The sequence below is a fragment of the Rhizobium sp. 01N48 genome (assembly GCF_056399145.1).
In genome coordinates this window covers 1-26,097 of record NZ_JBFTQT010000011.1, presented here as the reverse complement: position 1 = coordinate 26,097, position 26,097 = coordinate 1, and the positions used below count along the sequence as shown (strand labels likewise).

The 26,097-nt window shown below is 58.1% G+C and carries 18 protein-coding genes and 1 pseudogene; 13 read left to right on the top strand and 6 right to left on the bottom strand.

What is annotated here, in order from left to right:
- Positions 1-51 precede the first annotated feature (51 nt).
- Both AC1DOG_RS19510 and AC1DOG_RS19505 read left to right on the top strand, forming a co-directional pair.
- A complete protein-coding gene (locus tag AC1DOG_RS19510; RefSeq protein WP_112820045.1) occupies positions 52-990 on the top strand; it encodes an ABC transporter substrate-binding protein in 939 nt (312 codons plus the stop codon).
- 78 nt (positions 991-1,068) lie between these two features.
- A complete protein-coding gene (locus AC1DOG_RS19505; protein ID WP_477930372.1) occupies positions 1,069-1,974 on the top strand; it encodes a sugar phosphate isomerase/epimerase family protein in 906 nt (301 codons plus the stop codon).
- 406 nt (positions 1,975-2,380) lie between these two features.
- Here the strand turns inward: AC1DOG_RS19505 and AC1DOG_RS19500 are convergent, their stop codons facing one another.
- A complete protein-coding gene (locus AC1DOG_RS19500; RefSeq protein ID WP_477930370.1) occupies positions 2,381-3,373 on the bottom strand; it encodes a hypothetical protein in 993 nt (330 codons plus the stop codon).
- Positions 3,374-3,974: 601 nt separating this feature from the next.
- Between AC1DOG_RS19500 and AC1DOG_RS19495 the strand changes: the two genes are divergently transcribed.
- From AC1DOG_RS19495 to AC1DOG_RS19475, 5 genes are all read left to right on the top strand, one after another.
- On the top strand, positions 3,975-5,501 hold the full coding sequence (locus AC1DOG_RS19495) for an ABC transporter substrate-binding protein (RefSeq protein WP_477930368.1): 1,527 nt from the start codon (positions 3,975-3,977) through the stop codon (positions 5,499-5,501).
- 76 nt (positions 5,502-5,577) lie between these two features.
- Positions 5,578-6,519 carry an ABC transporter permease gene (locus AC1DOG_RS19490; protein WP_162725118.1) on the top strand — a complete coding sequence of 314 codons (942 nt, stop codon included), beginning with the start codon at positions 5,578-5,580 and terminating at the stop codon, positions 6,517-6,519.
- Entirely contained in the window at positions 6,519-7,388 is an 870-nt protein-coding gene (locus AC1DOG_RS19485; protein WP_112941237.1) for an ABC transporter permease, read from the top strand. Before AC1DOG_RS19490 ends, AC1DOG_RS19485 begins: the two co-directional genes overlap by 1 nt.
- Positions 7,389-8,597, top strand: coding sequence for an amidohydrolase/deacetylase family metallohydrolase (locus AC1DOG_RS19480; protein ID WP_477930365.1), 1,209 nt, complete (start codon positions 7,389-7,391; stop codon positions 8,595-8,597).
- A gap of 30 nt (positions 8,598-8,627) precedes the next feature.
- Positions 8,628-9,125: a RidA family protein gene (locus AC1DOG_RS19475; protein WP_477930363.1), complete on the top strand. Its 498-nt coding sequence runs from the start codon at positions 8,628-8,630 to the stop codon at positions 9,123-9,125.
- 11 nt (positions 9,126-9,136) lie between these two features.
- On the opposite strand, the pseudogene AC1DOG_RS19470 reads toward AC1DOG_RS19475, so the two are convergent.
- Positions 9,137-9,895, bottom strand: a pseudogene (locus AC1DOG_RS19470) (IclR family transcriptional regulator); the annotation flags it as partial.
- A gap of 180 nt (positions 9,896-10,075) precedes the next feature.
- On the opposite strand from AC1DOG_RS19470, the gene AC1DOG_RS19465 reads away from it, so the two are divergent.
- From AC1DOG_RS19465 to AC1DOG_RS19445, 5 genes are all read left to right on the top strand, one after another.
- The gene (locus AC1DOG_RS19465) at positions 10,076-11,272 is read left to right on the top strand and encodes an aminotransferase class V-fold PLP-dependent enzyme (RefSeq protein WP_477930361.1); all 1,197 of its coding nucleotides are present in this window, start codon (positions 10,076-10,078) and stop codon (positions 11,270-11,272) included.
- Between the two features lie 36 nt (positions 11,273-11,308).
- Positions 11,309-13,147 (top strand): ABC transporter ATP-binding protein, encoded by a 1,839-nt coding sequence (locus AC1DOG_RS19460; protein WP_477930359.1) that lies wholly within the window; start codon positions 11,309-11,311, stop codon positions 13,145-13,147.
- A gap of 699 nt (positions 13,148-13,846) precedes the next feature.
- Positions 13,847-14,404: a TetR/AcrR family transcriptional regulator gene (locus AC1DOG_RS19455; RefSeq protein WP_112941243.1), complete on the top strand. Its 558-nt coding sequence runs from the start codon at positions 13,847-13,849 to the stop codon at positions 14,402-14,404.
- Positions 14,405-14,445: 41 nt separating this feature from the next.
- Positions 14,446-15,636, top strand: a complete 1,191-nt coding sequence (locus AC1DOG_RS19450) for an efflux RND transporter periplasmic adaptor subunit (protein ID WP_477930357.1) — start codon at positions 14,446-14,448, stop codon at positions 15,634-15,636.
- 6 nt (positions 15,637-15,642) lie between these two features.
- A complete protein-coding gene (locus AC1DOG_RS19445) occupies positions 15,643-18,771 on the top strand; it encodes a multidrug efflux RND transporter permease subunit (RefSeq protein ID WP_477930355.1) in 3,129 nt (1,042 codons plus the stop codon).
- Between the two features lie 70 nt (positions 18,772-18,841).
- Here AC1DOG_RS19445 and AC1DOG_RS19440 read toward each other — a convergent pair whose 3' ends face one another.
- The 4 genes from AC1DOG_RS19440 to AC1DOG_RS19425 all read right to left on the bottom strand — a co-directional run bounded on the left by AC1DOG_RS19440 (position 18,842) and on the right by AC1DOG_RS19425 (position 22,933).
- Positions 18,842-20,092, bottom strand: a complete 1,251-nt coding sequence (locus AC1DOG_RS19440) for an MFS transporter (RefSeq protein ID WP_477930353.1) — start codon at positions 20,090-20,092, stop codon at positions 18,842-18,844.
- A gap of 8 nt (positions 20,093-20,100) precedes the next feature.
- Complete coding sequence (locus tag AC1DOG_RS19435; protein ID WP_477930351.1) at positions 20,101-20,607, bottom strand: N-acetyltransferase family protein; 507 nt, start codon at positions 20,605-20,607, stop codon at positions 20,101-20,103.
- 162 nt (positions 20,608-20,769) lie between these two features.
- Positions 20,770-21,957 carry a (R)-mandelonitrile lyase gene (locus tag AC1DOG_RS19430; RefSeq protein ID WP_477930349.1) on the bottom strand — a complete coding sequence of 396 codons (1,188 nt, stop codon included), beginning with the start codon at positions 21,955-21,957 and terminating at the stop codon, positions 20,770-20,772.
- A 727-nt stretch (positions 21,958-22,684) separates the two neighbouring features.
- Positions 22,685-22,933, bottom strand: coding sequence for a hypothetical protein (locus AC1DOG_RS19425; RefSeq protein WP_477930347.1), 249 nt, complete (start codon positions 22,931-22,933; stop codon positions 22,685-22,687).
- A gap of 153 nt (positions 22,934-23,086) precedes the next feature.
- On the opposite strand from AC1DOG_RS19425, the gene AC1DOG_RS19420 reads away from it, so the two are divergent.
- Positions 23,087-26,097, top strand: a 3,011-nt coding sequence (locus AC1DOG_RS19420; protein WP_477930345.1) for a N,N-dimethylformamidase beta subunit family domain-containing protein, incomplete at its 3' end; no start/stop codon positions are given.

Below are 26,097 nucleotides of genomic sequence, written 5' to 3'. Positions count from 1 at the left end.
AACCGGGATTACCGGAGCAATGGCGCGGGGAGCGCCAAAATGGAGGAAAGTATGCGTCTGTTTTCTAAACTGCTCGTCGGTACCGCGCTCGCGGCTGCCGTTGCAATGCCCGCCTCTGCCAAGGAACTTCAGAAGATCGGCATCTCGGTCGGTCTTCTCGGCAACCCGTTCTTCGTCGCCACGATCAAGGGCATCGAAGACCGCGCCAAGGAAATCAACCCGAATGTCCAGGTAACCTCCGTCTCAGCGGACTACGACCTCAATAAGCAGGTCTCGCAGATGGATAGCTTCGTCGCGGCTGGCGTCGACATCATCATGCTGAACGCCGTCGACGCCAAGGCGATTGCGCCAGCTGTAAAGAAGGCGCAGGCAGCAGGTGTGATCGTTGCAGCATTCGACGTCTCCGCGCCCGGCGCTGACGTCACCGTAATGACGAACAACATCAAGGCAGGCGAGGAAGCCTGCAAGTACATCGTCGATCAGCTCAAGGGCAAAGGCGACGTCGTCATCATCAACGGCCCGGCATCGTCTTCGATCATCGACCGCGTCCAGGGTTGCAAGAACGTCCTGACGCAGAGCCCAGACATCAAGATCCTTTCAGACGACCAGAACGCGCAGGGTTCGCGCGACGGTGGCCTGGCCGTCATGCAGGGCCTTCTGACCCGGTTTGACAAGATCGACGCTGTCTTCGCGATCAACGATCCGACAGCGATCGGTGCGGAGCTTGCTGCCAAGCAGCTGAACCGGAACGAGTTCTTCTTCACTGCCGTTGACGGCGCGCCGGATATCGAAAAGTCGCTTGCCAGCGGAAACTCGATGATCAAGGCATCGGCTTCCCAGGACCCTTACACAATGGCGGGTGACTCGCTGAAGATGGCGGTCGACTTGTTCAACGGGAAGAAGCCAGCAGAGGCTACCGTCCTCCTCGATCCTCAGCTGATCACGGCAGACAACATCAAGGACTACAAGGGCTGGACTGCAGCTCGTTAAGGTCTCCTCCCGGTGCCCCGTCGGAACCTCCGGGTTTTGGCGGGGCTCATTCTACAGTGAAATCAGGAAATTGATGTCATGTCCAAAATCGGTGTCCACTCGTTTGTCTGGAGTGCGGGATCTTCGAAAGATGAGATCGAGAGGACCCTTGCGCGGTCTCACGAACTCGGTTTCAAACTCGTGGAATTTTCCTACCTTGACCCGGAGCAGGTCGATGTTAAGTGGCTTGCGTCCCGCATTCGGGAGCTTGGCCTCGATGTCGCGGTAAGCATGGGGCTGCCTGCAAATGGCGATATCTCCAGCGACGATCCGTCGATTGTTGCCAACGGTGAGGCCATCCTCGATCGCGCCGTGGCGCTCGTTCGCGATCTTGGCGGCACCAAATTAGCAGGCATCTTGAGCTCGGCCCACGGTAAGCAACAACACTCGTTGTCTCGAAAGGGGTGGGATCGGAGCGTCGGTACGCTATCGAAAGTCGCTGATCGAGCAAAGGCTGCGGGCGTGACCTTGAACCTTGAAATCGTCAACCGGTTCGAGAGCAACATGCTCAATACTGCGGCGCAGGGACTGGCATACATCCGCGACACCGGCGCATCGAACATCTTCCTGCACCTGGATACCTTTCATATGAGTATCGAGGAGGCGGATGTCGGCCTAGCAATCCGAAACGCCGCGGACAAGATCGGTTACGTTCATATCGGGGAAAGTCATCGCGGCTATCTGGGAACCGGTAACATCGATTTTGCCTCAATCTTTGACGCTCTCGTTGCGATCGGATGGAACGACTATGTCACGTTCGAATCGTTTTCGACGACCATCGTCGACAAAGACCTGTCGCTGAAGACCGCGATCTGGAGAAATCTCTGGGATGACAACGTCGCCCTGGCAAAGCATGCGCTTACGTTTATCGAATTGGGACTGGAGACGGCGCGGCTTAAAGCTGACTTGGTAAGGGTGGCACATTTACCGTCAGCAGAGAGCTGACCTCGAACCCGGCAAGGACTTGCAACTATGCTGGTCTATCACTGTGGAACAGAGGCCGCGATCTGCTCAGGACCTCGATGTCAGGCAGCTCGGATACTGTCCAAGGCCTCTTGCCCCATCGGGGATCGGTGGCGACGTCGTCAGTAACCTCGTGCGTTACCCTTAGGCTGTCTAAGCCGGACGGTTGACAGGCAACGACTAAACTCGCCTGGCGCTGCCGATACAGCGATAGGCAGGAGTGTTGAAAGCGTCTGTTAGTCGTATCGTGAATAATCGGTTGCTGAAGTGTTTCCGTTGGTCGGTCGTACGTCCTCAAAGGGATGTTCGCAGGTGAAGTGTGTAGGGCGTAGTCATTTCTAGATTCCGCCACGACTGACCATATGGTGCGTTTTCACAAAGGCGCCGTTCAGTTGATGTTAGCGGCACAAATAGGCGTCGCTTTCCCCGGTGGAGCAGCGTTATTCAGTTTGTACTGGCTGATGCGCGGTTCGAGCTCTTCCTTGCTCCAGAACCGCGGAGTGCCGATTGCTATCAGGCAGCTGGCGTTCCAGTACGTTCCAGACCCGTTGAGCGATTTGCCCGCTGCCAAAGTCTTTGACACCGCTGCAATGTCTCGAGCTTCTGGGTAAATGTGGATCGTCGTCGGGTTGTCTTTAACCGTCGATAGAATCTGAGGCGCGTCCAAAGGCGACCAGGTCGTGCAGCCATTGCTCCGCCCACCTTCATAGTTCACAAGTTTGCCGAACGGCACATATCCATCCGAGTTCGCATACGGGCTTCCTGGCTTCTTCAGCATGCAAACGCCCGAGATGAGAGACGCCGGATGTCCGCCGATCGCTCGCTGCCTGGCATTGGCGGTATCGCCCGCTCCGTCGAATTGAACAAAGGAGCGGGTCAGCGGTGATTGTTGGCCCGACGCATTCTTGTAGTAACCTTTGAAAGAAGTCTTGATCTCACTTGTGAGGTAAGCCCCTCCCGCAGTTAGATTGGAATCCTGCGCGTTGCCGAAATTCTTGGCGCATTGCCGTCCATTGGAAAAATCCACGACACCAGTCAGTTTACGCCCGCTCCCATGACCCGACGATACGACACGAAAAATCTGTTCTGCCTCGCAGATTGTGTAGAAGCGACCGCCTGATTTCTCTCCAGTTAAATCGTTCGGCCGGGTGGCATCCATCGCGAAGTAACAAGTGTTCTTCACTTTGCCTTCGCTGACCTTGGCCAGATAGAGCGCTCGTGCACGTTCCAGCACGATCTGGGCAATTTGACCGTCACCTTCGCCGACGTGGCTAGTCAGCCAAGTGGGAACTTGCATGCCCGCCGCCTCGGTGGGTGATACGCCGAAAACGCTGGTGATAGAGATTCCGACAAGCGCAAAAAGGCGAATACCAAGTGGCAAGGTGGACCTCCTGAAATCTGGTTCAATTGGGCCTCGCGGTCCAGAGAATAGGGGCGATCATCGCTTTGAAATGGTTAACAGAGCATGTTGCGACGTGCTGAGCATAATCGGCTATCTCAGCTAGTGTAGCCGATAAAGCGTCTCATAGTGTTCTGTGACTGCGCATTTCACTTCGCGTGACGCTTACACCCCGCCGCCGGTCGCGAATGGTAAGTTCGCTGCAGTCAGGGATCCATTTGATGCCTGAAATTCTGGTCCATCATCAGGAAAGGGCGTTTCAGCGTGCGTTCGACACGGGCGGGCGCCCTTGCGATCTACTCGCGCGTTTTGCCGGCGAGACCCAGCCCCCCAAACTTGTCGACTGATCTGCCCAACCATCCAAACGATCCGATTTGGGCAAGTTGCTTCACCTGAGGGACCCCGGTGGCGCGACCTGAGGGTGGTTGAGTAAATTTCGAAGTCCGTCACTACCCGGACGCCCAAGCAATCTCTTTACCGACTGCCAAAAACTGGCGCGCGATTGACACGTGCCCAGCGGGCGGTATTATATAATAAAAACGCATATAGCATAATAATGGAACAATGAACCGGGAGAATTGAGATGAAGCTAAGGCACGCCTTGGTATTGGCAACCGCGCTAATAGCCCTGCCATCCATTGTTGCAGCTCAGGAGAAGGGTGGCGTCATCAACGTAGCCACTATTGGCGAACCGCCAACGCTGGATCCCATGACGTCAACGGCCGACCTCGTTGGTATCGTCACACAGCACATTTTCGAAACGCTCTACACGTTCGACAAGCAGTGGAATGTCACTCCGCTGCTCGCAGAGAGCCTGCCAGAAGTCAGCCAAGACGGTAAGACGTACACGATCAAGCTGCGCACCGGGATCAAGTTCCACGACAATACCGACATGACGTCTGACGACGTCGTTGCATCGCTTTCGCGATGGGAGAAAATCGCCTCTAGGGGCAAGCAGGTCGCAGGTTTCATCGAAACTATTACCGCTTCTGATCCGGCAACTGTGAAAATCGTTCTCAAGCAGCCCTATGCGCCGCTGACATCGCTTCTCGCGTTCAACAACTCGGCGGCCATCATCATACCCGCCGAGAAGCAGGACGAGCCAATGAAGGACTTCATCGGCACCGGGCCTTACATGCTCAAGGAACGCAAGGCTGATCAATATATTCAGCTCGTGCGTTTTGACGGCTACAAGTCACGCAACGAAGAGAGCACCGGCTATGGGGGCGCACGCCACCAGTATCTCGATGAAATCCGCTTTGTGCCGGTTCCTGATGCCAACACTCGCGTCGAGGCGGCTGTTTCAGGACAGTATGATTACGCAGATTCAATTCCGGTGGAATCCTTCGACAAGCTGAAAGCCTCGAGCGCTTCGCAGCCTGTCATTCTCAAGCCCTTTGGCTACCCGGTCTTTGTCTTCAATACAAAGGAAGGCGTGGCCAAGGGCGTCGCAGTGCGTAAGGCAATCCGTCAGGCTTTGAACATGGAAGACATGCTCGCTGCCGCTTTCGGCAGCACGGATTTTTATGCCCTGGACGGGGATATCTATCCGAAACCCTTTGCATGGAGCACCGATGCAGGGGTTGAAGGAAACTATAATATTGCTGATCCGGAGGGGGCTGCAGCAGCGGCGAAAGACGCCGGCTACAACGGTGAGCCGATCCGTATTTTGACAAGTCGCCAATATGAATTCCATTATAAGATGGCGCAGGTTGCCGCGGAGTATCTCAAGCTCGCTGGGTTCACCGTTGATTTGCAGGTGGTCGACTGGGCTACACTGACCCAGCGTCGAACCGACGCGAAGCTTTGGGACATCTACATCACCCATAGCCCGTTCCTACCTGAGCCTGCACTGATCGGTTCCCTTTCACCGAGTTCGCCAGGATGGTGGGATACGCCGGCCCGCAAGGCAACTGTTGACGCGTTTACTTCCGAAGTCGATCCGCAAAAGCGTGTCGCACTGTGGGCTGAGGTGCAGAAGGCGATGTACGATGAGCTGCCCTACATGAAGATCGGCGACTTCAATGCAGTTTCAGCAAAGTCAACGAAGCTCGAAGGCGTCGATCCGGCTCCTTGGCCCTATTTCTGGAACGCTTCGATCAAGAAGTGATCATCAATACGGGGGTGTCTGCCAAGAGGGCGGACCTCCCTTCTTGCCCGCGGGCATCGTGTCTGAGGCCAACTCCATGATCCGATATATTCTCCAGCGACTAGCCGGAATGATCGTTGTGATGTTTCTCGTCGTTACGATCGTCTTTATCATCGTTCGGGTGACGCCCGGTGATCCAGCTGCCGTGATGCTGGGCCCTGACGCAACCGCTCAGGATATTGCGGACCTGCGCAGCCGACTGGGGCTCGATCAGTCGTTGATTGTCCAATATACCTACTACGTCGGCCAGCTTCTCAAAGGTGATCTCGGCCAGTCGATTTTTCTTAACATGCCGGTCACATCGGCCCTCATGGACCGCGCTGAACCGACATTCTTTCTGACGATCTTTTCGCTATTGATCGCCAGCGTCATAGCCCTCCCGATCGGCATCTACGCCGCATATAGACGTGGGTCTTTTATCGACCAAGCTGCAACGACGCTCGCGATGCTCGCGGCCAGCATACCGAGCTTTTGGCTCGGACTGATATTGATGCAGACCTTCGCCGTACGCTTCAACATCTTCCCGGTCTCGGGCTATGGTGGCCCCGGCTCCACCTTTTTGGAGCGGATGTATCATCTTACTTTGCCAGCGATCGCCTTGGGTATCGTTTCCTCGGCCCTGATCTTACGGTTTACCCGCGCGTCGATGCTCGATGTGCTTGGTGACGACTATATTCGCACGGCGCGCGCCAAAGGATTGGTGGAGCGCCGCGTCATCCTCAAGCATGCATTGAAGAACGCGCTAATACCCATCCTGACGGTTCTCGGTTTGACGGCTGCCGTGTTGGTCTCAGGTGCCGTCGTAACGGAGACCGTCTTTGGCCTTCCTGGCGTCGGAAACCTTGTGGTGACAGCGGTGTTGCGACGCGACTATCCCGTCATCCAGGGTGCGTTGCTGGTGATAGCCGCGCTTTATGTTTTGATCAATTTCGGGATCGACATGCTCTACCTGCTCGTTGATCCAAGGGTGCGCTACTGATGACCGAGATCACGATACAGTCGTCCAACAGTCACAAGCGTAATTTCGTGCGTCGCCTGTTCAAGCGCAAAACCGTTGCCGCCGGTATCCTGATCCTGGCAATCTTCGTACTGCTTGCAGTGTTCGCCCCTTGGATAGCGCCTTACTCTCCATCGAAACTATCCATCGTCAATCGCCTTAAACCGCCGAGTGGAACATATCTGCTTGGTACGGATGAATTCGGTCGGGATGTGCTCTCGCGCACGATTTTCGCTGGACGGCTGTCATTGCTTGTCGGTGCAGCGGTTGTCGCCCTTTCAGCTCTCATCGGCGTTACGCTCGGGCTACTTGCAGGCTTCTTCAAGAAGCTCGACACGCCGATCGCCCGTTTGATCGATGCAATGATGGCATTTCCCGATATCCTTCTTGCGATTGCGTTGGTCGCGGCACTCGGGCCTTCGCTTGCAACGGTCATCGTGGCGCTTTCTGTGGTCTACGCGCCACGCCTGGCGCGGATCGTCCGCGCCTCGACGCTGGTCATCCGTGAGCTTCCATATGTCGAAGCTGCTCAGGCACTTGGAATATCAACGTTCCATATCATGACCCGGCATGTCTTGCGAAATCTGCTCTCGCCGATCCTCGTTCAAGCGACGTTCCTCTTTGCCAGCGCCATGCTCGCTGAGGCGGGGCTGTCGTTTCTTGGCCTCGGCGTCAGTCCGGAAATTCCGACTTGGGGCACAATGATTGCCGCGGGACGCCAGTATATCGGTCAAGCCGACTGGATGACCCTGTTCCCAGGCATCGCCATCATACTGTCCGTCCTGTCGCTGCAAATGGTCGGCGATGGAATGCGTGACATGCTCGATCCAAAACTTCGAAAGGACTTGTAAATGAACGATGGCAAAAAGCAGAGCGCGCTGCTCATCACCAACGTAAAGCCGATGGCCTTCGGCGCAAGCGCGCCAGGACAGAAGACCGATATTCTGGTGGACGGAGATGGACGGATTGCCGCTATCGGACCTGAACTTAGCGTCTCCCAGGATGTGACACGGGTAGACGGCAAGGGCGCGTGGATTTCTCCTGGTTGGGTCGACCTTCATGTTCACATCTGGCATGGCGGTACCGATATTTCGATCCGCCCATCTGAATGCGGCGCTGAACGCGGCGTCACGACCCTGGTTGATGCGGGCTCGGCAGGTGAAGCCAACTTTCATGGGTTCCGCGAATACATCATCGAACCCTCGAAGGAGCGCATCAAAGCGTTCTTGAACCTTGGCTCGATCGGTCTTGTGGCCTGCAACCGCGTCACCGAACTGCGCGACATTCGTGACATCAACCTCGATCGTATTCTCGAATGCTATGAGGAAAACCGCGAGCATATCGTTGGTCTCAAGGTCCGAGCGAGCCACGTCATCACGGGGTCATGGGGTGTCACACCTGTCAAGCTCGGCAAGAAGATTGCCAAGATACTCAAGATACCGATGATGGTCCATGTCGGGGAACCGCCCGCCCTTTACGACGAGGTCCTGGAGATCCTGGGGCCGGGGGACGTTGTCACACATTGCTTCAACGGCAAGGCCGGTTCCAGCATCATGGAAGATGAAGACCTCTTCAATCTTGCCGAGAAATGCGCCGGAGAGGGTATTCGTCTCGACATTGGTCACGGCGGCGCGTCCTTCTCGTTCAAGGTGGCTGAAGCAGCGATAGCGCGAGGCTTGCTGCCGTTCTCGATCTCCACGGACCTACACGGACATTCGATGAACTTCCCAGTCTGGGACCTGGCGACAACGATGTCGAAGCTGCTCAGTGTCGGCATGCCGTTTGATAAGGTCGTCGAAGCGGTCACGCACGCGCCTGCGTCGGTTATCAAACTGCCCATGGACGGTCGCCTCAGCGTCGGGGAGCGCGCGGATTTCACGATCTTCGATCTGATCGATTCCGACATCGAGGCCACCGATTCCAATGGCGATGTCTCAGTGCTCACGAAGGTGTTCGAACCGCGATACGCGGTAATTGGACGAGAGGCAATTGCGGCGAGCCGCTACATCCCGCGCGCGCGCAAGCTCGTGCGCCACAGCCACGGTTATTCATATCGCTAAGTCGAACGACCAATACGGACAGGAGTCCTTGTGAACACGTCTACTGTAACGGCCACGTCGATAGGTTCGCCTTACGAAAGGCTATTGGCGCTCGGTATCGAGCTTCCGCCAGCACCTCCACCCATAGCCAACTTCGTCACTCATGTCCTGGAGGGAAATATCCTTTACCTTTCGGGCCAAGGTCCGCGCGAGGCGGATGGCTTTATGCATCTGGGAAAGGTCGGGGCTGAAGTCGATATTACCGATGCGTATGCGCACGCGCGCCTGACGGGCATTAATTTGCTCGCCGTCATGCACCACGCATTGGGCGATCTGTCGCGCGTGAGAAAGGTGGTGAAGCTGCTGGGAATGGTCAATGCCGCACCGCTGTTCGAGGAGCACCCCAGCGTCATCAACGGCTGCTCCGATCTCCTCATCGGCGTGTTCGGTGAAGAAGTTGGCCAACATGCTCGGTCGGCTGTCGGCTTCGGCTCGCTACCTGGAAACATCACTGTTGAAATCGAGGCGATTGTCGCCTTGCACGAATGAAGGAGGAGAGCCTAGTGATTGCGCCATCCCATAACCTTCTCAATTCGCTCAGCGGACTCGCGAACGTGCGCCGTGTAGCGGCTTTCGTCAGAGAAGGCCTTCTGCTCGGGAAGAACGATGGAGATCGTTGCGACGCACTGGCCATCCCGATCACAGATCGGCGACGCTATGCAGGCCACTGCGTAGTCGGATTCACCAGCTTGGATCGACAGTCTCGATTGGAATGCAGCCCCGGCCGACGAGGCCAAGACCTCCGGGTCCATCTCCGCTCGTCCGGTCGGAGAAGACTTCGCGCAGCGCCTGAAAAGTTCGATGCGTTCTTCTTGCGGCAAATGCCCAGCGAGAAGGCGACCCGACGCAGTCCAATTCAAGGGGACGCGCGTACCGATGCGCGACGCTACCTGAAAATGGCTCGGTCCGTCCGCCATTGCGAGAACAAGCATATGGTCTCCGTCACGACCGCAAAGCTGAACGGTCTCACCGGCTTCTCGGCAAAGATCATGCATCTCGTGCGTCGCGACGCTGATGAAATCAAGGGAACGCGCGTAGGCAAGGCCGTAATGGTAGAGCCGCGCGCCGAGCCAGAGCGAACCGTCCGGCTGGCGCATAAGCATGTTCTTCTCAACGAGATCATCAACGATCACGTAGATTGTGGAAAGTGGGGCTTTCAGGGCCTTGGCGATCGCGTAGCTGCCAGCCGGCCCGCCAGTTTCGTAAAGGTAGTCGATGATTTGAAGCGCGCGATCAATCCCGCTCACTCTCGATCGGCGCGTCGCGTTCTCTTGGATGCTGTCGGTTTCGGCGTCCGGGTGGGCCGCAGGTGAAGAATTACGTCCCAACTACACGCTCCTCATATCTGGATGCGTGTGTATTACATTATTATGGCATAGCCGTCGATAGGGCAAATCACTGCTTCCGTCCTCACGCGGCCATGGAAATTGGAGAAACCCATGTCAGATGATATTCGCAGCGCGCTCGGCCTTCGCCCGGTGATCAATGTATCGGGCACGATGACCAGCCTCGGGGCGTCCATCGTTGTTCCCGAGGCCATCGCGGCCATTTCCGCCATATTGCCGCAGTTCGTTGAAGTGAACGACCTTCAGCGCAAGGCGAGTGCCATCATCGCGAGGCTTACGGGCGGTGAGGCTGGCTTCGTTACCGCGTCGTGCTCCGCCGGGATTTCGCTGGCGGTCGCGGCAACGATTACTGGCAACGATCTTTTGGCAATCGAAAAGCTCCCCGATGTCAGCATCGACAAGAACGAGGTGCTTGTTCAGATGGGCCACGTGGTAAGCTATGGTGCACCCGTCGACCAGGCCATCCGGATCGCTGGCGGCAAGGTGGTCTTTGTGGGTCAAGCGACCTCGACACATCGTTACCACATGGAGAATGCGATCACCGACAGGACGGCAGCAGCTGTTTTCGTGGTGTCACACCACGTCGTCGACTACGGCTTGTTGAACCTGAAAGAATTCGTCGAAATTGCCCACGCCAAAGACGTTCCCGTGATTGTCGATGCGGCATCGGAATACGATCTGCGGATATTCCTCGAGCAGGGTGCCGACATCGCGATCTACTCGGGTCACAAATTCCTGGGCGGTCCTACCTCGGGGATTGTGGCTGGCCAAAAAGAACTCGTTCGTCATGCTTTCCTTCAAAATATGGGTATCGGGCGAGGCATGAAGGCCGGGAAGGAAAGCATTGCTGGTGTCATGGCGGCACTCGAGGCTTGGGAGACGCGCGATCATGAAGGTGTCCGCGAGCGGGAAACCAGCTATCTTCAGCTATGGAAGCAGGCCCTGGACGGTCGGCCTGGCGTCACGGCGCTGATCGAGCCGGATCCCACGAACAATCCGCTTGAGCGAATGCGTGTCATCGTCGCCCCGCAAGAGGCTCACATCACTGCATGGGATCTTTCGGAGGCGCTGGCGCGCGGCAATCCGCCGATCATCGTTCGCGACCACGAAGTCGAGCATCGGTACTTCTACCTCGATCCATGCAATCTGCATCCGGGACAAGAGAAAGTCGTCGCCCAGCGGCTCGCCGAAGAGCTCGATAGGGCGCGCGCGTCCAATGAGATCATCGCGACCCCGCTCGAAAATCGCAGCAGGCATCGCTTCGACGCCGCGCTGCGCTGGCCGGACTAATCACCAAATCTCATCGGCATTTGAAGAGGCAATATCATGACAGGCTCCCAGGCACAGGCGAGACAGACCGATGGTACGGTACTGTCGGTGAAAAACCTGACGACATCGTTCCTCGTTGACGGTGCATGGAAGTCCGTGGTGAGAAACGTTTCCTTTGGTGTTGCGCCAGGCGAGACTGTCGCGGTCGTCGGGGAATCCGGCTCAGGCAAGAGCGTTACAGCACTTTCCATAATGCGTCTGCTGGAGGCGGATTCCAGCCGTATAGAGGGGAGCATCTCTCTTGGTGGACGAGACCTGCTCAGGTTGCCTGAAATTGCCATGAGGCAGGTGCGCGGCAACGATGTGGCGATGATCTTCCAAGAGCCGATGACATCGCTGAACCCACTCTTTACAGTTGGAGACCAGATATCAGAGGCGTTGTTGTGCCACTCGTCTATGTCGAAGGCTGAGGCTAGGTCTGAGACAATCAGGCTACTCGAGAAGGTTCGGATCCCTTCGGCAGCATCCCGCTTCGATGAGTATCCGCATCGCCTTTCAGGAGGAATGAGGCAGCGGGTGATGATCGCGATGGCATTGGCGTCGAAGCCCAAGCTTCTGATTGCCGACGAGCCGACAACTGCTCTCGACGTCACCATTCAGGGCCAAATTCTAGACCTCATCAAAGTCCTGCAGGAGGAGGAGGGGACATCGGTCCTCTTCATTACCCACGACATGGGTGTCGTCGCAGAGATCGCCGATCGAACGGTTGTCATGTACCGGGGCGAGGAAGTGGAGACTGGGGCGACACCAGATATTTTCCGACGCGGCAAACATCCTTATACGCGCGCGCTATTGGCTGCGGTTCCGGTGCTTGGTGCAATGAATGGACGAGACAGGCCGCTGCGCTTTCCTGTCGTCGATCCGCAGACGGGTCATCCCGATGTGCCTGCCGATGTTGTCGACACTGTTGCGTCGGGCGAGCGGCCGGTCCTCGAGGTCAAAAACCTGACCAAGCGTTTCGACATTCACACTGGCCTTCTCGGAAAACTTACCGGGCGCGTACATGCCGTCGAGAACGTTTCGTTCAGTCTGCATGCTGGCGAGACATTGTCTCTGGTTGGCGAATCCGGATGCGGAAAATCGACCACCGGTCGTGCAATCATGCGGTTGATCGAACCGCAAAGTGGATCAGTGCGGGTGGATGGCAGGGAAATCCTCGGCCTCAACAAGGATCAGATGCGCGAGATGCGCAAAACCGTGCAAATGATATTTCAGGATCCGTTTGCAAGCCTCAATCCTCGAATCCGGGTTGGAGATGCAATTGCTGAGCCATTCCTTGAGCACCGTATGGGGACTAGCCAAGTGGCAAAGGCCGTGGTCGCTGAACTGCTCTCGAAGGTTGGCCTGTCGCCGGATATGGCGACAAGATTTCCACACGAATTCTCGGGCGGGCAGCGGCAACGTGTTTGTATTGCGCGAGCGCTGGCATTAAGGCCGAAAGTAATCGTCGCGGATGAAAGTGTTTCTGCGCTCGACGTTTCCATCAAGGCACAGGTGATAAACCTCTTGCTCGACCTGCAGCATAGCCTGAACCTGTCGTACCTGTTTATCTCCCACGACATGGCGGTAGTCGAGAGAGTGAGCCACAGGGTAGCCGTGATGTACTTGGGTGAAATCGTAGAGATCGGACCTCGGGCGGCTGTTTTTGGCAATCCCCAGCATGAGTACACCAAAAAGCTGTTGGCAGCGGTGCCGATCCCGGACCCTGACCGTCGACATGAAAGAAAGCTGGGCCTTAGCGAGGAACTGAAAAGCCCGATCCGACCAGTGGCCTTCGAGGTTCGGCCGCCTGAGTATCGTGAAGTTTCTCCCGGCCATCTCGTGGCAATCCAATAGCGAGATGCAGCGCCGCAATGAGGTGTCGCGGTCGTCAACGCAAAAAAACGACCTTATGCTTGACTTCGACACTGCCAAGCCAATCCGCCAAGGTGGCATTACGGCGCGAGCGTCGCTCTCACCAATGTTTAACCCACCTGTAGCATCAATATTGCCGCAGGAAGATCGCATGTTGATGTGATCCCAATGAAATGATCATGGTGCCTTGTGTTTCCATGTAACCTTCCGGCCCGCTTGACGACTTGATTTATAGATACCGCCTTCTCGGCTGCGGATCAGCCGACGGAGGAAGGCCTTTAGCTTTGGGTGCCGGCGCCTCCTAAAAAGCGGCCGGTTACTCATCGTCCTCATGTTTTGATGCCCTCGTTGCGGCGTGTCCCGATCTGCGGCGCTTGTAAACTCTCTCGGCAAGTCGTCGACAGCGCTGGCTGATCCGAGACGCGGAGCAAAACGTCAAATTAGCGTTGCTGCGAAACACATGACTTCGGACGATCCCTCGTGGAAATCCTCAAAAATCAGGGCAGGCGCGATGAACGGTAACGTCGCTTTTTACTCGTCAAACTCTTCTTGGCGTCGAAGACCAGGAGGACTGTTCTGGCCATCGACAATTGCATCCAGACGCCCAGACTGCGCAGGCCAATTTCCCACTTGCATTTAAACACGATCGTTCGTAAATAAATCGCCGAACAGGAGCGTGCAATGGGCCGTACCAGGAAAATCACCGAAGACGACATCCTCGATGCTGCCGAGCGCGTCGTCGTGCGACTGGGGGCTGTCGGCCTTTCGATCGATGCCGTCGCCCAGGAGGCTGGCGTCAGCAAGGCGCGGGTGGTCTACGACCATAAGTCCAAAAGCGGATTGCTAGAGGCGCTTGTCGATCGCAAGTTCAAGGCTGATGTGGCGCATGTCGAGGAATGCGTACAGGCAGCCGGTGATACCCCGCACCCCGAGCTTTTCGGCCGCATCGCGTCTGCCGAAAGCACACTTGACGATACAGACCGCGCCGTTGCGATGGCGGTTAGCGCTTCGATGGCAAGCGGCGACAAGCTGCAGGAGACGATGCGGGAGTGGTGTGATCTTGATCTGAGAAAGATGGCGGAGGGTGCCAAGCCGAAAGCAGCGCTCATGGCCTATCTCGCGCTGACAGGGTTCTTTTGTACCGAGCTTTTCACATTTCATACGTGGCCGGACGTCGAACGGCGCGAGATTCTCGACGGCATAAGATCCATCTATCTCTCTTACGTAGAGAAGACATGACGCACCCTGGTGGGGCGATGAAATTCAAGAAGGAATATCCAATGCAGCGTAGTAGAACGGCGCGCCTGAAACTGTGCCTGATCGCCACCACTTTTCTGGTTGCCGCCTCCGGGGTCACGTTGGCCCAGGAAGGATCAGCGATGCCACCGCCGGCAGTTGCCGTCATAGAACTTAAGGGCAGGGATGTGCCTGTCATCAACGAGCTCCCCGGCCGCATTGCCGCGACCCGTATTTCGGAAGTCAGGGCGCGCGTCTCCGGCATTTTGCAGGAGCGTGTCTTCGAGCAGGGGGCAAAGGTGAAAAAGGACGACGTCCTTTATCGCATCGATCCACGCCTGTTCAAGGTTCGCGTAGCGAGCGCCGAGGCCGCTCTTCAACGCGCAAAGTCCATCCAGGACAATGCCAGGCTGCAGCTCGAGCGCCAAAAGAGCCTTCGTGACCGTAATATCGCATCGGGTATCGATTACGACACCGCAGCCGTCAATCTCGCTCAGGCAAGCGCGGATGTCGCATCTGCCGAAGCGGGCCTGGATGAGGCGAAGATCAATCTTGAATACACGGATGTTCGGGCGCCAATTTCGGGTGTGATCGGTGGCGCTCTCGTTACCGAAGGCGCGCTTGTGACTGCTGACGGAACGTCCAACCTCGCATTGATCCAGCAGGTCAACCCCGTCTATGCCGATTTCACGCAATCGGCGCAGGAACTGCTCAACCTGAAAAGAGCAGTGGCTGCCGGTACGCTGGCAAGCACGGCTCCAGGCGAAGCCAGGGTCGAACTGGTCTTCGACGACGGTTCACTTTACGGCGAACCCGGCAAGCTTCTGTTCGCAAACGCCAATGTCGATTCCAACACGGGCCAGGTGACGCTGCGGGCGGAATTCCCCAACGGAGCGGGCGATCTGCTGCCGGGAATGTATGTGCGTGTCAGGATCGAGCAGGCAGTGAGGCATGATGCCTTTACTGTTCCTCAGCGTGCGGTCATCCGCGACGATACCGGTCAGGCGCAGGTCTATGTGCTTGGCGCCGACAATGTCGCCGAGCTTCGCAAGGTCACACTTGGGCAAGCACACGGCTCTGAGTGGCTCGTCGAGAGCGGCTTGAAACAGGGCGAGACCGTGATCGTCGACGGTGTTCAGAAAGTCCAGCCGGGTGGGAAGGTGGCGCCCGAAGCCTGGAAGCCTGCCGCTCCAGCGGCAAGTTCGTCTCAAGAGCCCGCGAAGGCACCGGAGTAATCGATTATGGCACAGCTTTTCATTCGCAGGCCGATTTTGGCCTGGGTCTTCGCGTTGTTCATCTCCATCGCCGGGATCATCGCCATCCCGTTTCTTCCGATCGCGCAGTACCCCAAGGTGGCACCGCCGCAGCTGACGATCTCCACGGCATATCCCGGCGCATCGCCACAAGAGATCTACCAGGGCGTGACACGCCAGATCGAAGATGAGCTGAACGGCGTTGCCGGCCTGATGTACTTTGAATCGACTTCGGACAATTCCGGCTCGGTCAGCATCAATGCCACCTTCAGGGCAGGCACCAACATCGATCAGGCCTCGGTCGATGTCCAAAACGCGATCCGCCGCGTCGAGGCGAGACTGCCCGCCACCGTGCGTACGCAAGGCGTGACCGTGGAAGAAGCAAGTTCCGGCTTCTTGATGATCGTCTCAATGACATCGACCGACGGCAGTCGCGACGAGGTAGAACTCGGCGATTACATCAATCGCAGCGTCATCGGTGAAATCCGACGCATCGATGGTGTCGGGCGCGCGCAGCTTTTTGCCGCCCAGCGCGCGCTGCGTGTCTGGATCGATCCCGATAAGATGGTCGGCCTCAACATCAACACGGACGACATCAATGCGGCGATCACCGCGCAGAACGCACAGGTGGCGGCGGGGCAGATCGGAGCAAGTCCGAACCCCATCACCCAGGATTTGACGGCGACCGTTCTGGTGCAGGGTCAGCTGGGTACGCCGGAACAATTCGGCGAGATAATCCTGCGGGCCAATCCCGACGGTTCTACAGTGCGGTTGAAGGATGTGGCGCGCATCGAGCAGGGCGCGGAGTCCTATAATTTCACCAGCCGCCTCAATGGTCAGCCTTCGGCAGCGCTGGGCATTCAGCTATCGTCGACCGGCAATGCCGTTGCGGTTTCCGCCGCCATCAAGGCCAAGATGGACCAGCTGAGCCGCTTCTTCCCGAAGGGCGTCGAGTATAGCGTTCCCTACGATACCAGTCCGTTCGTCTCCGCTTCGATCGAGAAGGTAATCCACACCCTACTCGAGGCGATCGTCCTGGTCTTTATCGTGATGTTCGTGTTCCTGCAGAACTTCCGCTACACCGTCATTCCGACGCTTGTTGTGCCGGTGGCGTTGCTCGGCACCTGCGCCGTCATGTATGCGACCGGGTTTTCGATCAACGTTCTGACCATGTTCGCGATGGTTCTTGCGATCGGCATCCTGGTCGACGACGCAATCGTCGTCGTCGAAAACGTCGAGCGCATCATGGCAGAGGAGGGGCTGTCGCCCAAGGCCGCAACGCGCAAGGCGATGGGGCAGATTACCGGCGCAATCCTCGGGATCACGCTTGTTCTATCGTCGGTCTTCATTCCGATGGCCTTCTTCCCGGGGTCGACAGGCATCATCTACCGGCAGTTCTCGCTGACCATGGTTGTCTCGATCCTGTTCTCGGCCTTCCTGGCATTGTCGCTGACGCCTGCTCTTTGCGCGACCTTCCTGAAACCGATCAAGGGCGGTCATCATCACACGAGTGGGCCAGGTGGATGGTTTAACCGCAAGTTCGAGCAGTTGACCAACGGATACGCCGCATCCGTTACCGCAATGGCACGCCGCGCGGGCCGCATGATGGTCGTCTATCTCGCGCTTGCCGTCGGGCTTGGCTACCTCTTCGTCAACCTACCGACGTCCTTCGTGCCCGACGAGGACCAGGGCTTTCTGATCGTCGACATCCAGGGACCGCCGGAAGCAAGTGCAAACCGTACGATCGAATCCATCCGGAAGATCGAAACGATCTTCAAGGCGGAGCCGGCCGTTGCCAACATCGTGGCCATTCAGGGCTTCAGCTTCTCGGGTAATGGCGCCAATGCGGGACTTGCATTCGTCACGCTCAAGGACTGGTCGGAGCGCGGCGAGGGCAACTCGGTGCAGGACATCGCTAACCGTGCCAACATGCAGCTCTTCGCGCTGAAGGACGCGACCTCCTTTGCGCTGTCGCCGCCGCCAATCGAGGGCTTCGGCACAACCGGCGGCTTCTCCTTCCGTCTTCAGGATCGTGCTGGTCTCGGACAGGCGGCGCTTGCGCAGACAACTGCTGAACTGATGGCGAAGGCTGCACAAAGCCAGGTCGTCACAGGCGTACGCATGGAAGGACTGCCGGATGCCGCGCAGGTTCTGTTCGTCATCGACCGCGAGAAGGCCAACACATTCGGTGTGACGTTCTCGGACATCAATAACGCGATCACGGCCAATCTTGGGTCTTCCTACATCAATGACTACCCGAATAGAGGACGCATGCAGCGCGTGATCGTGCAGGCGCAGGATCGCAGCCGCCTGCAGATCGAGGATGTGCTGAAGATCAACGTTCGCAATGCGAGCGGTGGCATGGTGCCGCTGTCGTCTTTCGCGATCGCGCAATGGCAGAAGGGCCCGCCGCAGATCGTCGGTTACAACGGCTATCCCACCGTGCGTATCTCCGGTGCGCCGGCGCCGGGGCAATCGACCGGTGCGGCCATTGCTGAAATGGAGCGTCTGGCGTCTGAAATGCCAGAAGGCTTCGGCTTCGAATGGTCCGGCCAGTCCTTGGAGGAAATCACATCAGGCAGCCAGGCGCCGTTCCTGTTCGGGCTTAGCATCCTGTTCGTATTCCTGCTCCTCGCGGGCCTTTATGAGAGCTGGTCCATTCCCATCTCGGTCATCTTGGTCGTGCCGCTCGGCGTGATCGGCTCGGTGCTGGCCGTGATGCTGCGCGACATGCCGAACGACCTCTATTTCAAGGTCGGATTGATCGCGATCATCGGTCTATCAGCGAAGAACGCCATTCTCATCGTTGAGTTCGCCAAGGACTATTACGCCGAAGGCAGGTCGCTGCTGGATTCGGCCGTCGCAGCCGCAAAGTTGCGCTTCCGCCCGATTGTGATGACGTCACTTGCCTTCACACTCGGCGTCGTCCCCTTGGCGATTGCGACGGGACCAAGTGCCGCCAGCCAGAACGCCATCGGAACGGGCGTGCTCGGCGGCATGATCTCCGCGACCATCCTCGCGATCTTCTTCGTGCCCGCCTTCTTTGTCTTCGTCTTGAAAGTGATGCGGACGAAAAGGCCTGTCGAGGATGAGGACGTTGAAGAGACACGTGGCTGATGCTCCACGTCCAGTGCGCGCGGCAAAGGCCGCGCGCACAGACTTTCCTGCAGCCAGGTGGAGTAGAGAGCTATCTGTCACGATCGTGCGAGACTTGGATATGCCGGCGCTGCGCCACCCACAGGAGGAACGCCAATGTGATCAGGCCCATTGCGCCTGACATGATGGCCGTCCAGCCGGCGAACTCCCAGAGAAAGCCGGCCAGCAGGGAGCCGACCGCGCCGCCGAGGAAATTACACGACACGAAAGCAGTGTTGAGGCGGCTGCGGGCTTGCGGCTCCACCGAGAAAAGGCGGGTCTGATTGAGAACGTTGTTGCCCTGGATCGCGACGTCAAAGAGCAGGACCGCGATGGCGACCGATATGATGCTGTTGGACCCCGTGGCGCCAATGCCGAGCGAGACCAGTGCCAATACAAGCGCAGCCCCTGTTCCGGCTGCGGAATAGCCATTGTCGTGCAGCCAGCCGACGCGTCGCGCGGCAAGCGACCCGGCCAGACCGACGATGCCCATGGCGCCGATCTGGCTGAGCGAGTAGGAAAATGGCGGCGCACTCAGCAGGAACGTGAGGCCTGTCCAGAACATGGTGAATGTGCAAAAGCCAATGGTGCCGATGGCCAAAGTGACCTGCACTGATCTGTGTTTGCGGACAACGGCAGGCACCGAGGCAAGCAGCCGACCGTAAGCAATAGGCGGCCTTTTGCTTTCAGCCGGCAGCACGCGCGTCAGCAGAACCGAGAAAGATGCGGTTGTCGCCGCGGCGAGAAAATAGACGGCGCGCCAGCCGAAGGCGTCCGCGATGACGCCGCTGATCGTGCGTGAAAGCAGGATGCCAATCAAGATGCCACCAACAATCGTTCCAACCGTTCGCCCACGCTCCTCTGCGCTCGAAAGGTCGCTTGCGAGCGGAATGAGCAATTGCCCCGCAACCGTTGTCARGCCGACAGCGGTAAGAGATGCCAGCAGTATCGTGTAAGATGGTGCCAGCGCGGTTGCCAGCAGCGCCAGGGCCGAGAGGAACATGACGAGCGGAATGAGCCTGCGCCGGATCACGACGTCACCGAGTGGCACGATCATAACGATACCCAGCGCATATCCGATCTGCGTCATCGTCACCAGGGCACCGGCCGAACCGATTGGCACATCGAGCGATTTCGCGATCGTGGCAAGCAGAGGCTGCGCCCAGTAAAGGTTGCCGACTGCGGCACCGCCGACGATCGCAAACAGCCAGGTCATCCCGACCGAGATTTGTTTCGGCGCTGATGTAAGTTCAGAGGTAGACATAACATTTCCTGGAGAGCAGGTTGAGGGGAGGCCTGCCAAGCGCTCGGCTAGTCTTTAAGCTCGCGGGTCATCTCGATCATAGTTGCTCGGAATCCGAGAGCGGCGAATAATTGTTGTGCCGTCTTGTTTTGGTGAGCCGTGGAGAGGACAACGCGTTGGGCGCCGCGCGCCTTGATTTCAGACAAGATGGTGACGATGAGCAAACGCCCGATACCTTCGCGCCGACGGGAGGCGTCGACGAAGAGATCGTGTACGACCCCTGCTGGACCGCGCAAGGACATGTAGTCATGACCTTCCATTTCTCCGTAGACGTAGCCGAGCAATATGCCGCCTTGTTCGGCAACAAAAAGCATTGCGTTCGGATCGCTGATCTTCCTTTCCAGAAAACCGGTATAATTCGCTGGCGTAGTTCTGGTTGTTTCAATGAAGCGCTGAGGGTCAAGCTTGTGATGAAGTGCTACAAGAAGCGTTCCAAACGCGCCCAGAACCTGGACGTCCAGCGGCGACGCGGTTCGAATTACGAGATCTTTTGACGCTGAGACGGCTCTGTTCATTGGTTTCTGAAACCCGTGCGATCGCCGGCGGACGCGTCGGCGACGCTCTATCCTATATTGTTCAAAAACTTCCGCCAGCCGATCTTCGCTCAGTGCTATCTGTGCGGCGTGGTCAGGCACCGAAAAGAGGTCTGTACCTTCGAAATCTCATGAGGTCTGTGGTCATTCGCCGGGACGGCCCGCAAAGTAGTCTTCGTCGGAAACCTTCTCCATCCAGGTAACCACGCTGCCGTTTTGCGCTTCTGCGACAGCGAAGTGGCTCATAGCTTCGTCTGCCGATGCGCCATGCCAGTGCTTTATCATTGCTGGTATCCACACGACGTCACCTGGCCGGACCGTCTGAACAGGCGCGCCCTCCTTCTGCACCCAGCCCGTTCCGGAGATGATGAAGAGTGTCTGGCCTAGCGGGTGCGTGTGCCACGCCGTGCGCGCTCCCGCAGGAAAAGACACGGTTGCGCCGCTGACGGTTGACGGGCTGTCGCTCCGGTAAAAGCCGGAGGTTTCGACATCGCCTGTGAAGTATGCTTCCGGTGCACGCGCCCGGTCCTGGCCGGCCGGAGTGACCTTGATCTCAGTCGATACCTCAAACGACTTGGCTTCGCGTGTCTCAAAAACGCTCTTGAGAACCGGCACGGCCGACATCGCTCTCGGCCAGCCGGCGTAGAAAGCGACGTGCATGACGACCTCTGAGGCTTCACCTTTGGTCAATCCGTTGTCCATCGCGCGGTTCGCGTGGAAGGGGAGTTGTTCAGCTTGCCCCATGGCGATGAGTGCTGCCATCGTTACGAGGCTGCGATCACGTGCGGTGAGATCGGGCCTCTGCCAGAGATCACCGAACAAAACGCGGTTCGTAAGAGCGGCAAGCGCCGGTGCCGTCGGGGAGACATGGGCATTGACAGCGGCGGTGCGCATCGCTTCGGCAGCAGCCTCAAGTTCGATCCTTTTGCCGTCGCTGTCTTCTACCGGGGCTACGCCTCGTTCTTCGAACACTTTTTGGGTTTCGATGACGGCTGAGACCGCGTTGGGCCATCCGGAATAAAAGGCAAGATGGGTTATCAGCTCCCCAATTTCGGCGGGCGTGACGCCGTTGTCCAGCGCCCGGCGCACATGTCCGCCGAGCTGTGGCGTCTTTCCGGTCGAGACGATCGCGGAGACCGTGACGAGGCTGCGATCGCGCAGCTCAAGTTCGGCCCGCTCCCAGACCTCACCGAAAAGAACGTCGTCCGTGAAGTGCCCCAAGCCCGGGGCGACTTCATAGACGGCAGCCGGGGCAACGCGCTTGCGCTCCTGCGCCTCGGTTACGGTCGTTGCGAGCGCTGTCATTGCGACACTGGCGGCGATGTTCTTCATCTCATTATCTCTCTGCCGATGACCCTTGAATGTGGTGACTGCCATGCGTCGGATTAGGCCGTCAGTCCCGGATGGGTCTATATTCGCGGTTCATGGTTTGGACTGCTGAGGCTCCGGGCATTTGCGACAACGCGATCTCGGACCTCGGTCTGTTTGAAGGAAACATATGCTCACCCGTCCACGACGATTAGGCGTTCAGTTCCGGATGAGCCTATGTCCTGAATTCATGAGTGGCGCGTCGCACGTCTGTCGTCAGAAGCGCTCAGGGTCGTCGCGGCGCTCTCATGGTATCCCGGGCTCTTCAATGTCGTCGCTGTTCGATGTCTGGTCGCTCGCGGTGTGGGCGTGCCGCAAGGCGTGCTGAAGGAAGCCGCCGCCATGACGAGCTGCGCTGATCGCGCATCATGCAAGGTCTCGAGAAAGCCACTTCCTATCAATATCTTGCGTGCGACTCGGGAAGACGGAGGCAACGTCTGGAGGCCCGAGGCCGATTGACCGGGTTGGATCCCCTGGGAAAAGTCAAATCTAGTTTTGAAGAAATCCACCAGCAAAAAGGTTAGTCTGCCACTCGATCGAAGTAGGTAGCACCGTTTATCGCGACTTTCGAATATAGTTAAAGCTAACTGAAGAATATGATCTTCGAAGCGGCAATCCATTCAAGTAGTCGAGAGGGGCATCCATGTATCGCAGCGCGCACCGGTGGGTTTCTCGTTCCATGTTGACGGATTTATTCGATCCCCGTTGGTGGCTGACGACCGGCGGAACGGCGAAGGCGCGCGTTGCCGCGCCGAAGGCCGAGGAGGCAACCGGGGTTGTCCCCGCGCCGACACAGGCGGTCGAGCAGGGCACGTATGATCTTCATATCGACAAGCCCGGCGACGGAGCCGCCCTTAGCGATCGCAGTTCTGATGAAAGCGGGGATGTCGTAGGCGATATGGAAGGCCATGCCGACGAAGGTTTGCAGCTGCGAGAACAAGGTCCGGTAGGCCTCGCCAGGAGTGCCGCAGATGGCAGGCGCGCGACGGCTTCAAGAACTGTCGCAGCGCCTGGGTTTGTGAGCGCTGTTGCGTTTGGCCAAGGGTCGGGCGTTGGATCGTCGTTGCACGGCGCGCACTTTGCGCGCGGTTCTATGGGCACGGATCCGCTTGCACCATTTCTGCGCCAAGGCGGGGCGTCCGGCGGGCGCGGTTCTGGCGCAGGCTCGACGGGAGGTAGCGATTCCGGCCACGTCGTAATACTGGATGTGACGCCCTCAGGTCAGGCGACCGCACAAGTCACCGGTCCTCATGTCCACTCGTTCGGCATGCCGTTCAGCGTCTGTGGCTGTGGTTATTACACCTCGCCGACGCGAATTCTCGATCTCGGGAAGGATAGCGGTATTCTGCAGGCCGACGGCCAGTTGCCAGGGACCCGGCTTGTTGAGGGACCGGATCACGTTTCCACAGGCAAGGCTGTCATGGGCGCTTCCGTCAGCGACCCGCTGCTCGATCGCAACCTTTCGTTTGCCACGACATGGACCGGAACCGCAAACTGGAACAGCGCCACGGCCCAAAACGGAACCTTGCCTGGCGGTGGAGAGGCGGGCAATGGTGGAACGAAGGGCACGGGCATATTGACCGGATCCGTGACGACGGCGCAGCTGACCCAGAAAACCGCAACGCAGAGCTTTGCCGCGACTGGTTCATTTGCAGCCACAGCCGCGGCAACCGCCAGCAATGCGATTGTGCTTGAGAACCAGAAACAGGGCAACCCTGAGAGCGAGTGGGGCATCGATGGTGCCGGCAGCTCCAACATCGAAGGTTTCGCCACCGATATCAGTGTCGATAACGGCAAGGTGATAAACTTCAAGATCAACACGGATTCCAGCAACTACCGCATCGATATCTACCGCCTTGGCTATTACGGCGGCATGGGCGCGCGCAAAGTCGACACGATCCAGCATACAGGCGTGCAAGATCAGCCCGATCCGCTGCGAAACGCAGCAACTGGCACGGTGGACGCTGGTAACTGGTCGGTTTCGGCTTCCTGGACGGTACCCGATGATGCGGTTTCTGGCGTCTACATTGCCAAGCTTGTGCGCCAGGACGGTACCTTCGGCGAGAACCATATTCCGTTTATCGTTCGCGACGACGACAGCCACAGCGACGTTGTCTTTCAGACCGCCGATCAGACCTGGCAGGCCTATAACGGTTGGGGCGGGGCGAACTTCTATGGAGGCAACGGCCCGGCGACTGGCCAGGGCGCTGGGCGCGCCTATGCCGTCAGCTACAACCGCCCGATCGCCACACGCGGTGGCGTCGGCACCTACGCTGGTCCGCAGGACTATCTGTTCGGCGCCGAATATGCCGGCATCTACTGGCTGGAACAGAACGGCTACGATGTATCCTACATCTCGGGCGTCGATGCCGATCGCTACGGCAGCCTGCTTCTCAATCACAAGACCTATATCGATGCGGGTCATGACGAATATTGGTCCGGCCAGCAGCGCACCAATGTGGAAGCCGCGCGCGACGCCGGCGTCAATCTCATGTTCTGGAGCGGCAACGAGGTCTACTGGCGCACACGTTGGGGCAATGCCTATAGTGCCGACGGCACGGCCTACCGCACGCTGATCTCCTACAAGGAGACATGGTCGCCAGGCGCCAGCATCGACCCTTCGAGCGAATGGACCGGCACCTTCCGCGATCCGCGCTTGAGCCCACCAGCCGTCGGCGGCGGAAATCCGGAAAACTCGCTCACCGGGCAGTTGTTCAAGGTCGATGATGTCGGCAACAATCTTCAGGCGATCACTGTCACTTACGACGATGCGAACTTGCGCTTCTGGCGCAACACAAGCATCGCCAATCTCCAGCCCGGCCAGACGGCAACGCTCACCAAGAATTACCTCGGCTACGAGTGGGACGAGGCTGTCGACAATGGGTTCGACCCGGCCGGCCTCGTTAAGCTGTCGTCGACGACGCTTCCTGTCAGCACCTATCTGCTCGACTACGGCAATACGACGGGCGACGCCGTTTCCACCCACAATCTGACACTCTACCGCGCGCCGAGCGGCGCGCTGGTATTCGGCGCCGGTACAGTCTACTGGACCTGGGGCCTCAGCGACAACCACGACAATCAGGCGACGCCGACCGATTCCCGTGTCCAGCAGGCTATGGTCAATTTGCTGGCCGATATGGGCGTCCTGCCCGGCACGTTGCAGGCCGGACTGATTGCGGCGACGGGCTCAACCGACCATACAGCACCGACGTCGGTGATATCGGTGCAATCGACCGCGACAGTCGGTTCGGCCATCACCATTAGTGGCACTGCCGTCGATGCCGGCGGTGGCGTCATTGCCGGGGTAGAGGTTTCGACAGATAACGGAGCAAGCTGGCATCCAGCCGTTGGTGACGAGAACTGGACCTACACATGGTCGCCACAGGCCGCGGGCACCTATACCATTCTGTCACGCGCTGTCGATGACAGCATCAATCTCGAGACACCATCGGCAGGACGTACGGTTTCAGTAAGCGGTGCGAGCTTCACTTCGCTTTTTTCCGGTTCGACGCCGGCGGTCGTTAACACCGACGATAACTCCGCAGTTGAACTTGGGGTCCGGTTCCAGACGTCGGTGGCGGGTACCGTAAGCGGCATCCGGTTCTACAAGGGCACCCAGGACACGGGCACACATACCGGCTCTTTATGGTCCAGCACAGGTGTTCAGCTTGCCACGCTGACCTTCACCAACGAAACGGCGAGCGGCTGGCAGACAGCATATTTCACCAGTCCGGTTTCGTTGACGCCAGGACAGGTCTATACCGCGTCGTACCACACCGACACGGGTCGCTATTCGTCTACCACCAACTACTTCACGTCGGCGGTCACCAGCGGTCCGCTCACGGCGCTTGCCAGCGGCAACGGTGTCTACCGCTATGGAGCGACCAGCCTGTTCCCGACTGCCACGTTCAGCGCGGAGAATTACTGGGTCGATGTGATGTTTAATACTGGCTCTGCGCCGGCGAACACAGCGCCGACGGCGGTTGCCGATACGGGTGACGCGACAGAGAAGGGTGGGGTGGCCAATGGTTCGGGCGGCGTTGCCGCCACCGGAAACGTGCTCACCAACGATACAGATCCTGATGCAGGTGACACCAAGACGGT

Excerpts from the sequence above, each read along its gene's own strand:
- AC1DOG_RS19510 (WP_112820045.1), top strand. The coding sequence starts at position 52 with ATGCGTCTGTTTTCTAAACTGCTCGTCGGTACCGCGCTCGCGGCTGCC.
- AC1DOG_RS19505 (WP_477930372.1), top strand. The coding sequence starts at position 1,069 with ATGTCCAAAATCGGTGTCCACTCGTTTGTCTGGAGTGCGGGATCTTCG.
- AC1DOG_RS19495 (WP_477930368.1), top strand. The coding sequence starts at position 3,975 with ATGAAGCTAAGGCACGCCTTGGTATTGGCAACCGCGCTAATAGCCCTG.
- AC1DOG_RS19490 (WP_162725118.1), top strand. The coding sequence starts at position 5,578 with ATGATCCGATATATTCTCCAGCGACTAGCCGGAATGATCGTTGTGATG.
- AC1DOG_RS19485 (WP_112941237.1), top strand. The coding sequence starts at position 6,519 with ATGACCGAGATCACGATACAGTCGTCCAACAGTCACAAGCGTAATTTC.
- AC1DOG_RS19480 (WP_477930365.1), top strand. The coding sequence starts at position 7,389 with ATGAACGATGGCAAAAAGCAGAGCGCGCTGCTCATCACCAACGTAAAG.
- AC1DOG_RS19465 (WP_477930361.1), top strand. The coding sequence starts at position 10,076 with ATGTCAGATGATATTCGCAGCGCGCTCGGCCTTCGCCCGGTGATCAAT.
- AC1DOG_RS19460 (WP_477930359.1), top strand. The coding sequence starts at position 11,309 with ATGACAGGCTCCCAGGCACAGGCGAGACAGACCGATGGTACGGTACTG.
- AC1DOG_RS19455 (WP_112941243.1), top strand. The coding sequence starts at position 13,847 with ATGGGCCGTACCAGGAAAATCACCGAAGACGACATCCTCGATGCTGCC.
- AC1DOG_RS19450 (WP_477930357.1), top strand. The coding sequence starts at position 14,446 with ATGCAGCGTAGTAGAACGGCGCGCCTGAAACTGTGCCTGATCGCCACC.
- AC1DOG_RS19445 (WP_477930355.1), top strand. The coding sequence starts at position 15,643 with ATGGCACAGCTTTTCATTCGCAGGCCGATTTTGGCCTGGGTCTTCGCG.
- AC1DOG_RS19435 (WP_477930351.1), bottom strand. The coding sequence starts at position 20,607 with ATGAACAGAGCCGTCTCAGCGTCAAAAGATCTCGTAATTCGAACCGCG.
- AC1DOG_RS19430 (WP_477930349.1), bottom strand. The coding sequence starts at position 21,957 with ATGAAGAACATCGCCGCCAGTGTCGCAATGACAGCGCTCGCAACGACC.